Below are 13,917 nucleotides of genomic sequence, written 5' to 3' on the forward strand. Positions count from 1 at the left end.
CTCTGTACTGTTAATAGTGTTTGATTTACAGCAACTGATTCAAAGTGTAATACACAGTAGTGACAGAAGGTTTGTCGGTTTTGGCATTACGTAATTCAGGAAAATTAATCACAACCACTTTACCTGCGGTTAAATCTAAAGAAATTTCTGCTGATTTTTTATCTTTAGATAATGTCACTTTGCTCACTGTTAAGTCTTTTAAATTGTGCTTATCAGAACCGTATTTATTGGTATATAAATAATTATATTCATGTACTTTAAAGTGCTCGGCAATAACTGTTTCATCGTTTAATGGCTCAGTGAAGGTTAATTTAAAACCACCTTTAGTAAGTTTCATATCTAATAATTCAAATGGCATTTCGCCATTCCAGACCACTTTTTGCAGGCCAAAAGGTTTACCTCCTTTTGAATACCAACCACGAGCCGTTTGCCCCACCCAAAGTTGGCCTTGCGGATCAAATTTCACTCTTATATTGCCACTTTGAAAACCGTCGATAAAATTGATCACCGCGCCTTGGTATTGACCGTTTACTTTATCTAAAATAACGCGAAATAGATTCGATTGAGTTTGATCGCCAATAAATATTTGCCCAGCGAAAGGGCCAAACTTTCCTTCAGTCACATCCCACTCTGGGTTACCGGGTGAATTAGCCACTTCTTGATGGGGTATCCAAACCACTGGTTTTTCACGCATGTCGTCAAACATTTTAAAGTTGTATTTGTTATCACGAATTTTGTCTAAACCAAAAGCAGGGTCATCTCGCAAAGATACCGGATGGCCGTAGAATTTTCCTTGTTCTAAAAGGTGTAGTTTAGAGGTTTCTACCCAATCACCTTGGTTATCGGTATAGAAAATTTCATTCTCTGGACTGATACCAATACCGGCTGGTGAACGTAGTCCGTTAGCAAAAGGAATAAATTCTCCATCTGTAGAAACTTTATAGGCCCAACCTCGGTAACCGCCACCACTGTCCATGGCACCTATGGCGAGTGCGTCTGGCACTCCATGACCTAAATTTAAGGTACCGTAATAATTTCCAGCTTGGTCTTTTACTGGGGCAAAGTTAAATTCGTGGTAGTTATCATGAAACTCCCATCCATCAGCTAAGCGTATATAATCGTCTGCTATACCATCTTTATCTAAGTCGACTAAACGGGTTAACTCTGGTTTTTGGGCAACGACTATGCTGCCATCGCCGTCACACATTAAACCTGTGGGTTCGTGTAATCCGTCGGCGAATTTTGTCCAGCTATCGTTTTGGTACTTCCACACATCACCAAAGCGGGTGGCAACGTAGACATGGCCTTGTTTATTTACATCTAAACCCGTGGCATGAAAACGTACATCCACTGGCGTGGTTATGGTTTTGATTTCATATCCTTTAGGTATGTATTTCGTTTGTGCTGCATCAGCGACATTAAATAGGCCAGCTACAATCAAACTATAGGTAATAATAGATTGTTTAAATTTCATTATTTGCCCCCTTTCAAAGTCAAATGAATAGCATAGGTTTTACCTATTTTGGCTTGAGTACTAAATTGATTGTTGGCAATGCTACCGTCTTGACTGGTAAATTCTGCATTTTTTAATTCAGGTAAATTAAGAGTGAATTGAGTATTTTTACCTTTAATTAATTGATAAGTGAGCACTAAAGATGAGGCACTTTCAGCTGTTACTTTTACTGCGTACTGATTGTTATCAAGGTAGTAAACAAAACTAGGATTGCCTTGGCGATTATACTTATCAAATACACATTGGCCTTGGGCAGGAGAGATGCTTTGTGGTGAATGGAATACCCAGTCTCCAAGGATCACCCCACCGTCTCTGCCTCTGCCTTCAATATTAGGACCTATATTCAGTAAATCACCGGTCCACACCCCATTGATAGCGCAATTTTTGCTGTTAAAGGCATAGTTTATTTTTTCTGGGAAACCTACGGCAATAGATGATGTAGGCAAGTTAACGATTTTCTTGCGTACGACTTGGGGTTGCGTATCGGCTTTGATATTAACCGTCGCGCTATTTAAAAATTGTTTACCTGGCATACTGATGCCAAATAACTTTTGCGTGAGTTCTTGGTTATTGACAAAAAATGCGAATTGTTTTTTATTGTTAGGGTTAGTTCCTACGGTAGAGTAGCGAATTTTAATATGTTGTTTTCCCGCTTTAATAGGCCAAGCAACTTGCAGCCATTCTTGCTTTGAAGGTTTAATAATCTGGCCGTCAATTTCTATCTCAAAAAGCTCTTTGTAAACCATGGCAAAAATTTGCCCTGCTTGTTCTTGAGGTGCATATAAGTCACCTGCAAATTCGATGATATAGTTTTTAGCTTCAGGTAAAGCAAAATCCATTACATTGGTAGTTAACGAACCGGATTTTTGAACTTTTAAATCTTTGATGATTGCAAAAGAAGCAGGAGCATTTTCATCAAGGTGGTAGATTTTGTAGGTGAGATTCGCTAACCCTTGACGTTTAGATAATATGTAGTCAACTATGCTGCTAATTTGTTGGTCATTATAAATAGCGCCAAAAGCAGGCATACCCGCATTTGAAAAGCCTTTTTTAATATTAGCTTTAATTTGACTGGGTTGATCGCCATGTACCCAAGTTTCATCTTTTAGATTAAACCCAGCTCCGCCTGATAGGTCTTTAGCATGGCAAGTTGCACACATGCTTTCAAATAACTGTTGGCCTTCTGACGGTGCAGATAGTGCATTCGAGCTTTGCAAAATCAAACTTAATAGAGCGCCACTAAGCACTGGCTTGATTAATTTATGGTTTAAAAGGTTCAAGAGTATTTCCTTTATTATTAGATTTTTTACTTGGGACTATTCTGAAGGTAAATTACCAGCAACTTATACACTATAATGACTAAATTTAATTGTCGACAATATGATTGTTTTTGTTGTTGTCTTTACTTTATTTTATTTAACTGAAGAGGCAACGCAATCAAATATTGAATTAGAATGCTAAACCGCTTTTGTTAATAAGTACGCTTAACTTGTGTATATTGACTAATTAGCCCATAACCCGCTAAGGCCGAAACGACAGTACCAGCCACTAATATTATTCGCATCATTAAGATAGAGGTGTCTTTTTGAGCTGCTCCTTGTAGTGCTTCAAAACCAATTAAATTGAGCGTGAAGCCTGAACTGATAACCGCAATGGCCCCAGCAATAGAAATGATCCAGCTTTGCAACGAGACAAAGATTCCTTCTCGTCTGACGTTATTCACATCTTCGTCATGATCAATTTGGTCAGCAATCATAGCCGATACTATCACCCCTATACCCACCCAAATGCTGCTACAAAATAAAGCATCTACAACTAAAAACCATTCACTACCAGGTTGATAAATAGACCATTTTAATGCGCCACCTATAGCAGTTAATATATAAATGCTTTTCATGGTATTAACTTTACCAAACCTTTTTGATGCATGGATGACTATAGGAATAGCTATGATGCCAACTAGGGCATATGAGGTTGATAACAGACCTTTCCATGTTGCGCCTATGCCCACATCACCACCACTCATGTGATAAACCAATACGTAATAATCCATACTGGCGGCAAAACCGCCTAGGGTCAGTTGTAGAAATAATAAACCCAGTAATATTTTCATGTTTTTGGTTTTTGTCACCCCTTTGATATTTTGCAAAAGTGGCATTTTTTGTTGGATTTTACTGGGGGCATAGGGGCGTTCTTTTATAAAAATAGCAGGGATCATGGCCATTAAACCAATAAAGATTAACGCGACCCCCCAGCCTACATATTGTATGCCGATAACTATACCTCCAAAGATACTTAGCTGTGCAATAGGAAAAAGCCAATGGTAAAAAATGGAGGCGAATTTCAAGAAATATGTGACAAAGCCCATCAGTTTTGTTCTTTCGTGGGAATCGCTTGAAGCTTCGTAGGCTAAACATTTCAAGGGCACTGTCCAGCACACGCTAAACAAATAGAATAATAAGGCCATAACAGAAAAATAAAATAACTGCTGATCGTGATCCCAATCGCTAGGTACCATCTAAATAAGGCCAAAGAGTACACAGCTCAGCCAAGGGAAAACAAATAAGAAAGGCCGTCTACGGCCAATGGGGGTTTGTAATCTATCAGATATTTGTCCAACCCAAGGGGCAAGAAAACTAGCAATCAGCACAGGGGTTTTGATGGCGATAGATAATAAAAATGGATCCACGCCTAAGGTCATTTGATAGTAAGGGATTGCTAGAATACCAATACCTTGATGAGAAAAGAAAATCGCTAGAAAACCTAAACCTAATATAAATTTATGTGTGATAAATACTTTATGCTTGTTATCGCACTTATTAGGTTTCATATGGATTGGCCGTGACTTATTTATTTTAGAGATAACAAAGAAGGTATTAACAATATATTAACGTAAAGTGGCTTTTCACAATAATGTTATCTAGCAATATTTTGCATACCCAGATGATTTGGGATAACGTTACCCTAAATTATTTCCATCTAAAACTCATGTTTTAATGGCTCACAGCGAAGAGTTGTTATGGTAACCATAAAAGATGTGGCACGTGTTGCAGGGGTTTCTCCCTCGACAGTTTCCCGAGTGGTGCGGGGACAGGGGAAAGTCGGCATAAAGTGCAGAGCTAAAGTGCAAAAAGTCATTGATGAAATGGGTTATCGGCCTAATACCAATGCCCGAGCATTAGTAAGTCGACGCTCAGCACTAGTGGGTGTGGTAAGCCCAGCTTTACATAAACCTTTTTTTGGCAGTATTGCACATGGTGCAGAGCGTGAGGCAAATAAGCATAGCTTTAAAGTGATGACTCTTAATTCACTTAATGACACTCAAGCCGAAATCAACGGAATTCATTCTTTGCAAGAGCATGGTTGTCAAAACATCATAGTACATTCGAAATTTGGTGATGAAGAAACCTTTGCTGAATTAACTAGAGATATTCCAGGCTTAGTCTTTATTAATCGTTTTATGCCGAGTATCGCATCTCGATGTGTATGGTTAGATAATGTGTCTGGTGGGCGTATCGCAGCAGATTATTTGTATAAAAATGGTCACACACAGATAGCCATTGTTAGTTTTAATTCTAATAATCAAGATCAAGAACAACGCATTCAAGGGATTAAGCAAGGGTTCGCCGCTAAAGGTATTACCATCCCAGAGCAGAATATTTTGTTTCCTCACCCTGAACATATAGATAACTTTAACATGCTTGAATATTGTGTCAGCGCAGTGAAGGAGTTGTATGCAAAAGGTGCTGAGTTTACTGCCATTATTGCCTACAACGATGAAATGGCAATTGGGATAATGAATACCCTGTTTGACTTGGGTAAAAATGTGCCAAATGATGTATCTGTTATTGGTTTTGATGATTTAGACATCGCCAGAATATGCCGTCCTGCTTTAACGACTATTCGTTATCCTATTGTAGATATGGCAGAGTATGGGACTAAATTATCGTTACAACTAAGCTCTGAGGCCCCCGAAAGTTTTGAGCGTACCCACCTGTTTATGCCCACACTTGTCGAACGAAAATCGGTCAAAAATATTAGTCCACTATCCTAATTTAAATAAAAAATCAGCCTCTAGATTTAACTGAAAGTAATTTATCGGCGTTATCAATCAATAGCAATCCATGTAGCAATTTGAAAAAGGAATGTATCGTTATGTATAGAGTATTGATGGTTATACTTGTATTCGCAGGGTTGACTGCTTGCTCCCAATCAAAGCAAACCCTTGACGAATTAACAGCAAAAAAAATGAAAACGCCCCCTAACATTTTGTGGATTTACATTGAAGATCAAAATGCTTGGAATAATGCTTATGGTGATAACACAGTTAATACTCCAACCATTAAACAGTTTGCCGAAAATGGCGTGCGTTTTAATAATACGATACAACCTGGACCGGTTTGTTCAGCGACCCGTTCAGCGTTGATTACAGGCCAGTATCAAACAACCCTAGGACTACACCAACACAGGTCAAACCGCAGTCGTTATAATGGTATTTTTTTACCTGAAGGATACAAAACGGTCCCTGAGTTATTTGTAGAGGTGGGTTATCAAACCTTTAATATTGGTAAAGACGATTACAATTTTAAATACGACAGAAGCAAACTTTATAACGCTCAGCAAGGTATTAAAGGTTGGCAAGGGGCGTACGATGGTGAAAAATTCGATTGGGCAAAAACGCTTAAAGACAAGCCATTTTTTGGCCAAATTCAGCTTAAAGGTGGTAAACATAAGGTCACTAAAGAAGCCATCGATAGAATTAATCCAGATAACATGACAGTGCCACCTTATTATCCTGATGCTCCTGAACATAGAAAAGAATGGGCCAAGCACTATGCCACTCAAGAACAATCAGATAAAGAATTAGCAGATATTCTAGCTCAGCTTGATGAAAACGGTTTATTAGAAAATACGGCTGTGTTTTGGTTTTCGGATCATGGCATGATTTTATTAAGGCATAAGCAAGATCTCTACGAAGGTGGGGTTAAGGTGCCTTTTATTGTGAACTGGCCTGCTGGAAACCATCTACTTCGTAAAAAGGGCAAGGTGCGTGATGATCTCATAAGTGGTTTAGATATACCTGCTACTAGTTTAAGCCTTGCGGGTATTCCTATTCCTGCACATTTTGACGGTAGAAATATATTCGCTGATGATTTCAATGGCCGTGAGTACGTTATTTCAGCCAAAGATAGAATGGATTTTAGTTTTGATCGTTCACGTGCCGTGCGTACAGAGCAATATCGCTATATACGTAATTTTCATCCCGAAATTCCTCGTAATCAACCTCAGTACCGAGACAGTAAAGCCTTTAGTCTTGAGTTAGTTAGATTATTTAAGCAAGGGAAGTTAAGCCCTGTTCAAGCCCGTTATTTTAATGCTACTAAACCTGTTGAAGAATTATATGATATACAAAAAGATCCCCATCAAATTAATAATTTAGCAACGAATAGTGATTTTAATTCAGAATTGTTGCGTCATAGAAAACTATTGCAAGACTGGATAGTGACCACAGATGATAAAGGTGCTTACCCTGAGTCTGAGACTGCCATTAAAGAAACCTTAGATTTATGGGGTAAATCTTGTGTCAGTCAACAATGTATTGAATATCGGAAAAATCATCAAGATACGTTGCAATTACCCGGTGAGCAAGTTTACCAGCCTTTACAGTGGCCAGAATATTTACCTAGGCCAGAGCATCCAGATTTAACCAAAATAGAAAAATTGTATCGTAAAAGCTTTCAATAAAGGCAATTTAGACAGGTCTCTATTTATTCATTTGTATCGGCCAAAGCCAAAGTGAAATGTAGTGAAGATGTTAGCAAATTGTAGACTTTTGCTAACTCAGCAGATACTATTTTGGCCAAAAGGGATAACGTTATCCCTTTTTGCTTTTTTTGTCTGTCAAATAAAATCATAATTGGACAGAAAGGATAATTACAGGAGTCAAATAAGTGAAATCAAGTTCTAGTCTAATTCGGTTATTAATGATGCTTGCAGTCAGTATCTGCAGTATTTTTAGTTCAACATTGTTTGCTAAACAAACTTTAGTTTTCACGGCAAGCGCAGATGACATGACACCTGTTATTCGTCAAGCCTTAGAAAAAGTGACCGAAGATGAAGTGAAACTTGTCTTTGAAAAAGGTATTTATAAATTTTCTCCCGAATATGCCTTAAGCCGATATAGTACGGTAACGAATCATGGAAATGGTCTTAAAAAGATTATATTCCCCTTATCTGGTTTTGCATCCATAGAGATCGAAGGCAATGGTTCTGAATTTATCTTCCATGGGCAAACGGCTCCCTTTCAACTTTATAACAACCAAAATGTTACTGTGAATAACCTAACCATAGACTGGGATATTCCTTTTACTTTTGTGGCTGAAGTACTGGCGGTGAATCAACAACAAGCTTATATGGATGTGAAACCTTGGGTCGGCAGTCATAGTTGGAAATTAGCTAAGGGTAAAATACTGTTTCCTGATATAGATGGCTTTAATTATCCCTATTTGGGCTCAACACTGGCTTTTGAAAAAGAACAAAAACGGGTTGTGCACGGCGGGTTTGATCGACACAGCGAGCCGACTAAAGTAGAAAGTTTAGGTAAGGGAGTTTTACGTATTCACGAAAAATCAAAGCGTTATCCCCCTGTTGGCTCACTCACTAGTTCTAAAGGCGATCGCCATAACGACCGCTATGCTCCGGCCTTTCAGGTGAAAAACTCACATAATGTGGTATTTGACAATGTCACAATTCATCACGCTTTAGGTATGGGCTTTTTATTCGAGCGTAGTGAAAACATCAAAATACTAAACTCAGGCGTTTACCTTAGAGAAGGCGCTCAACGGTTAATATCGTCTACCGCAGATGCTACCCATTTTGCAAATTGTAAAGGTGACATATTGATTGAAAATAGCCGTTTCGAAAATATGTTAGACGACGGCACCAATGTGCATGGTACTTATGCCGTAGTCGATAAAATCGTAGATGACAAAACTCTGTTAGTTAAATTTGGCCATTTTGAACAGATGGGATTTGAGTTCGCTGGAGTAGGCGATGAAATGTGGTTTGTGCATCAGCCTAGTGTTAAACGAGCCAGTGTAGCAACGGTTGAAAAAGTACGGATGCTTAACGAAAAATACACTGAGCTGAGTTTTACCAAAGCATTACCGACACAAATTAAGCCAGGGGATTTGTTAGAAAACAAAACCTGGAATCCAACATTTACCATGCGCGGGACGACTATTCGTGACCATAGAGCGCGTAATATAGTGTTAAAAACACCATTAAAAACGGTCATAGAAAACAATCACTTCTCTTCCATGATGTCGTCAATTTTTTTCCGGGGTGAAAGTTACTTTTGGTTTGAATCAGGCATAGTAGAAGACGTGACCATACGCAACAATGTGTTCGAAGACGTGGCTTATGCTGGGGCTGAGCATGCGGTGTTATACATTACCCCTCGATTAGGCAAAACCTTTGATCAAACCGAGGTTTTCGATAAGAACATACGTTTTGAAAATAACACTATTAAAACCTTTGGTACGCGCATTGTGTGGGCGGACCGAGTGGATGGTTTATTGATCCAAAACAACACCATCGAACAATCAATAGATAAACCAGTGTTGCACCCAAATCGTCCATTATTTGAGTTTATGCATAGCAATAACCTAGTATTAAAAAACAATAGTTATCAAGGGGATAAGGTTATGGCGGTCAAAGCAGATGCCCATAGCCAAAAAACCTTAAAAGATGACGGTTCAATTGCCAATTGATGCAATTGCGTCACCCATTTAAAAAGAGAAAGAATGTGAAAAATTATATAACAAGATTAATTAAAGTAGCTATTGCCTTAGCATTGACAACAAGTTCAGTTAGTCAAGCCGCGACCAGCTTAAGCAAAGCACAGACCCAACCAAATATTGTGCTGTTTTTTGCTGATGATATGGGCTGGTCATCTCGTACTTTAAGAGATCCTGTTTATGAAACTCCTAATATCGATAAAATTGCCTTAGACGGACTAGAGTTTGAAAATGCTTACATTCCGACGCCTACATGTAGTCCAAGTCGCGCTACACTGTTAACCGGGCTACATCCGGCCCGTATTGGTATGCCTAGGCATATTCCGCAAACTAAAGAATTTGGTTTTGATAAATACGGCCGTACTGAAACAAGCCATAACCTTTGGGCGAAAGATCCTGCACAAGTGCCCAGTGTGAATTGGTTAGATACCGAATATGTCACTTACGCAGAGGCCCTGAAACAACAAGGCTACTACAATATGTTTGTGGGAAAATGGCATTTAGGTCACGAAGGGTATCATCCAATCGATCAAGGTTTCGATAAAGAAATTGGAGCATCAAACTGGGGGCATCCCCATTCTTATTACCCACCCTACTTTAAACATTCCGAGGTGTACAAAGAGGTAAAAGACCGTTATCTAACCGACCAATTAACTGATGATGCGGTAGCCTTTATCAATACATATGATCAGGCAAAACCCTTTATGTTGTCTATGTGGTACTACGCTATTCATACACCCTTTCAAGGCCGTAAAGATCTCGTCAAGCATTTTGAACAAAAAGGTTTAACGGGTAACTACGCACAACACGCCGCTTTGGTGAGTGGTATCGATGAGTCGATTGGAAGAGTACGGGCCGCCCTTGCAGAAAAGGGTTTGGATAAAAATACTGTGATTATTTTCTTGTCAGACCAAGGCGGCATATTTGAAAACAAACCTTTTCATGGTGGCAAAATGGTCGACACCTTATACGAAGGTGGTGCGCGAGTCCCCTTTATTATCAGTTGGCCGGGTGTGACAAAAGCGGGCACTACCAATAAGAGTTTAGTGCAATCCACTGATTTATTTCCGACTTTAGTAGAGCTAGCCGGTGGTGATCCTAGTCAATATCACAACCTAGATGGTGTGTCGTTGTTAACGACCATTAAACAAAACGATACATTGCTACGTGGCGAACCTTTATACGGTTATCGCGCTTATCAAGATTTATATGCCTCGGTAAGGGAAGGCGATTGGAAATTACTGGCCTATCGCAGTGGTACCATTAAGTTGTACAACATTAAACGAGATATTGGCGAAAAAAATGATGTGTCGAAGCAACATCCAAGAATAGTGGCTAAGCTCAGCAAAAAGTTAGTGGCTTGGGAAAAAGACATGCAACTGCAACAATATTCAGGTGTGCAGTAAAATTTATTACGGCTTTGTATTTTTGGGGTAAAGAGTTGGGGTAAAGAGTTGGGCTAAAAAACATGGCTTTAGTGCTGGCTTTACCCATGGCGTCGCAGAATAATATAGTTAGTGAGATATATTATGCCTTTAGTGTCATTTACAGCAGCAAGCAATGAGATTAAATTATGTCTCTATACCTATTAAAACATCCGGCTGCTGTGTCCCACTAGATGGAATCTTTTTCTAAAAATATGAATAAATTAGCAACACTTGGCCCTAAAGGCACCTATTCTGAATCGGCAGCATTAAAATATATAGACTCTTGTGACACAGACTACGAAATTGAATATTTAAGTACCATAAAAAAGGTACTGGATTCGGTAGGCCAGGGCTGTGATATTGCTGTATTACCCATTGAAAATTTTTCAGAAGGTTATGTTTCTTTGGTGCTGGATCACCTGATTGATAGTGATTTGACTATAGTGTCTGAAATTGTTTTACCTATTCATTTTTCTTTTGTCACTAACGCCGACTCTGTTGACTGCGTAGATAAACTATTTGCGCAATTTGTAGCGAAAGGGCAGTGCGCAGAGTATATCGACACTCTAACTCAAGCAGACATTATCTCTACTCAAAGTAATATTGAATCTTTGAACCTGGTGTTACAACACGGGGGCAATAGCGCAGCTATTGTGCCGGCAGGCTCATTTGACTTGGGTGACTTTAAGCATGTGGTTGAAAACGTCAACGATTATAAAAATAATCAAACTCGTTTCTTAGTGCTGTGTAACGAAAAAAGAACGGCTGATATTAGTCAAAATGCTAATTGGAAAACCAGTTTAGTAGTATTTGATGATCATGATAGACCCGGCTTATTAGCCGAGGTGTTAACCTCTTTTGCATCCAGAAATGTGAACTTAACGTCTATTATCTCTAGGCCAACCAAGATTGAATTTGGCCAATATAATTTTTTAATCGATATCCAAGGCCACTTCGCTGAGAAAGCCGTCGCCGAAGCTATTGATGAAATTAATCAAATAGCAAAAGTAAAAAACATGGGCTCTTATCCTGCGGCTAAGGTATATGTAAAAGCGGTGGCAGTTTAAAAAGCAGTAGATAGGAAATAGCAGAAGAAGACAGCTACGAGGTTCGAGTTGCAAAGAAGCAAAAGATCAGAGCAAAATAATTTCACCACTGTGTGCACAAAGGGAAGCAGAATATATCAGGCTAAGCATTTTAAAACTGTGAAAAGTAGATAGTTTACCTGCCTTCAAATCCCTTCATTCTTGTTAAGTTTTTTTATTTCGGTATTATTTGTGGTTCAATATTAAGTCGCTTTAACAATTCATTGGATACCTTCAGTTGGTGTTTTATCTAACTAAACAAAAACTCATCCGCCTACTTTTCTGGGGGCTGGTTGTATTGCCAGGTATCCCCTTTGTAGTTATTTCATTAGCTATCAGTATTTATGTTTATTGGCCTCGGGACTTTTCTTCTGTTACAGAATTTCCCTTGGTCAAAAATGTGGAATATATTACTTTGTCAGCCCATGGTGTGAACGACACCACAGCCAGTTGGAGTGATGAACTACAACAGCTGATGGCAACTTCGCCTTACTCACAACTTGCTAATGTTGTACAACAAAATCACAGTATCGATTGGCAAAAATTCTCAAGTAATGTGTTTATGTGCTCGGTTGCAGGTAAAAAGATAGGCATCGAAATGGGTAAACATTTGGCGACTATGCCTAGCCTAAAAGCTATTCACGCTATTGGTCATAGTTGTGGCTCTTTTATTACTTTAGGTATTTGTGAAGGAGCAAAATCCGTTAATCCACAGCTTATGGTGCAAACTACTTATTTAGATCCTGTGTCTGTTTATTCTGGAGTCTTTTGGAATTACGGTATAGAGCATTTTGGCAGTTGTGGGGATTTTAGTGATAACTATATCGATACCCGAGACACTGTACCTGGCAGCAACCAAGCCTTAGCTAATTCGTATACCTTTGATGTGACACAACAACAAACAACTAAAGATGCGGATGTTCCACCTCATGCATGGCCAACACGTTATTATTTACAGGCCTATAGAAATAACAGTGCACCTTTGTTGTATAAAGCTGATTTAGCTGAAATTAAACAATTTAAAAAAGGTGAAATGACACAGATAATAACCAGATAAAAAGCCTTAGCTAAGCTGCTACAAGATAATTGAATTATGTAATCGTTTAATTTTGCCGACTATTAAAATCCAGAAAGGTGTATCTAATCCTCGCCATTTTAATCGAGGTGGTGGGGGAACCAAGTTATACAACTGAATCACATTTTCGGGAAGCTTTGCGTCTCGTTGATGCATTAAAAAAAGCAACATTTGATGCTGTATACCTCTTAAGGTGTAGCGCCATTTGCGTCTTATATACAAAGAGTAATCAGATAATTTAAATATCGAAAGTGACCGAAATGAAAATTCCGCTTTGTTATGAAATACGCAACGGTTTCCTTCATTCTCTAATTGTTCTTTTCGCCAAACATTGCTTTGCACCAGCCAAGAGACAAAAAAGTCCTCGCCTATTAACCCAATAGGAATAAGTATTTTTTCAAGCTGTAAATATTTTACAAGCCGGCCACGTAACGCATAACAATTTCCAGCCAACATATTTGACGAAACCATTCTTCGTCGCCATGCGTCTCGGTCTCGGCCATTGGCAGGCATAGCTCCAACGGCTTCTGCTCGTTCAACTAAATTAAATTCTTCAGCTAACAGCGAGAACGTATCTGAATTACAAATAACATCACCGTCCATAAAAAAGTAGGTATGGTTTTCATGTGTATGATTGGTTGTTAAAAGTCTATGCACAAATAAATTCCAAGCATTTGCTTTATCTGCAACGGATGTTTCGAGTATGTAAAGGTTTTCTAACTGAGCATTATTTTGTTTCACTAAACTTGCTGTAGAGTCCTTACAGCCGTTAGCCAGCACATAAACAGCTGCATCTTTGCCTGCTGTAGCAGATGCAACACTTTGCATAGCTGCATCAATTGTTGTGACTTCATTGTGTGCAAAAATGGCAATATGCCATGAAGGGGCTTTAGTTGTTTTTGCGATTTGGGTAACGGTAAATTCAGGCTTTGCAGTAATATGTTTAGGCATAACTTGTCTGTTCTCCGCTTCTGAAATAGCGATTAGTTGAAATATTACAGGTAATTAGCAACAACTA

The 13,917-nt window shown here is 38.8% G+C and carries 9 protein-coding genes and 1 pseudogene; 6 read left to right on the forward strand and 4 right to left on the reverse strand.

Features of this window, described 5'->3' with window-relative positions; all coding sequences use genetic code 11:
- Positions 1–25 precede the first annotated feature (25 nt).
- From GQR87_RS03205 to GQR87_RS03215, 3 genes and pseudogenes are all read right to left on the reverse strand, one after another.
- Positions 26–1,474 (reverse strand): PQQ-dependent sugar dehydrogenase, encoded by a 1,449-nt coding sequence (locus GQR87_RS03205; protein WP_158966478.1) that lies wholly within the window; start codon positions 1,472–1,474, stop codon positions 26–28.
- Entirely contained in the window at positions 1,474–2,793 is a 1,320-nt protein-coding gene (locus GQR87_RS03210) for a cytochrome c (RefSeq protein ID WP_158966480.1), read from the reverse strand. Before GQR87_RS03210 ends, GQR87_RS03205 begins: the two co-directional genes overlap by 1 nt.
- 191 nt (positions 2,794–2,984) lie before the next feature.
- Positions 2,985–4,343: pseudogene (locus tag GQR87_RS03215) on the reverse strand (MFS transporter).
- Between the two features lie 189 nt (positions 4,344–4,532).
- Between GQR87_RS03215 and GQR87_RS03225 the strand changes: the two are divergent.
- The 6 genes from GQR87_RS03225 to GQR87_RS03250 all read left to right on the forward strand — a co-directional run bounded on the left by GQR87_RS03225 (position 4,533) and on the right by GQR87_RS03250 (position 12,881).
- Complete coding sequence (locus tag GQR87_RS03225) at positions 4,533–5,567, forward strand: LacI family DNA-binding transcriptional regulator (protein ID WP_158966494.1); 1,035 nt, start codon at positions 4,533–4,535, stop codon at positions 5,565–5,567.
- Between the two features lie 194 nt (positions 5,568–5,761).
- Entirely contained in the window at positions 5,762–7,258 is a 1,497-nt protein-coding gene (locus GQR87_RS03230) for a sulfatase (RefSeq protein ID WP_158966496.1), read from the forward strand.
- 206 nt (positions 7,259–7,464) lie between these two features.
- The gene (locus GQR87_RS03235; RefSeq protein WP_233267384.1) at positions 7,465–9,285 is read left to right on the forward strand and encodes a right-handed parallel beta-helix repeat-containing protein; all 1,821 of its coding nucleotides are present in this window, start codon (positions 7,465–7,467) and stop codon (positions 9,283–9,285) included.
- A gap of 35 nt (positions 9,286–9,320) precedes the next feature.
- Positions 9,321–10,718, forward strand: a complete 1,398-nt coding sequence (locus GQR87_RS03240; RefSeq protein ID WP_199271682.1) for a sulfatase — start codon at positions 9,321–9,323, stop codon at positions 10,716–10,718.
- Positions 10,719–10,951: 233 nt separating this feature from the next.
- Positions 10,952–11,806 (forward strand): prephenate dehydratase, encoded by an 855-nt coding sequence (gene pheA / locus GQR87_RS03245; RefSeq protein WP_158966500.1) that lies wholly within the window; start codon positions 10,952–10,954, stop codon positions 11,804–11,806.
- A 259-nt stretch (positions 11,807–12,065) separates the two neighbouring features.
- Positions 12,066–12,881: a hypothetical protein gene (locus GQR87_RS03250; RefSeq protein WP_233267385.1), complete on the forward strand. Its 816-nt coding sequence runs from the start codon at positions 12,066–12,068 to the stop codon at positions 12,879–12,881.
- An 18-nt stretch (positions 12,882–12,899) separates the two neighbouring features.
- Here GQR87_RS03250 and GQR87_RS03255 read toward each other — a convergent pair whose 3' ends face one another.
- Positions 12,900–13,850, reverse strand: coding sequence for a glycosyltransferase (locus GQR87_RS03255; RefSeq protein ID WP_158966503.1), 951 nt, complete (start codon positions 13,848–13,850; stop codon positions 12,900–12,902).
- Positions 13,851–13,917 lie beyond the last annotated feature (67 nt).

Source organism: Paraglaciecola sp. L3A3, assembly GCF_009796765.1.
Lineage (GTDB): Bacteria > Pseudomonadota > Gammaproteobacteria > Enterobacterales > Alteromonadaceae > Paraglaciecola.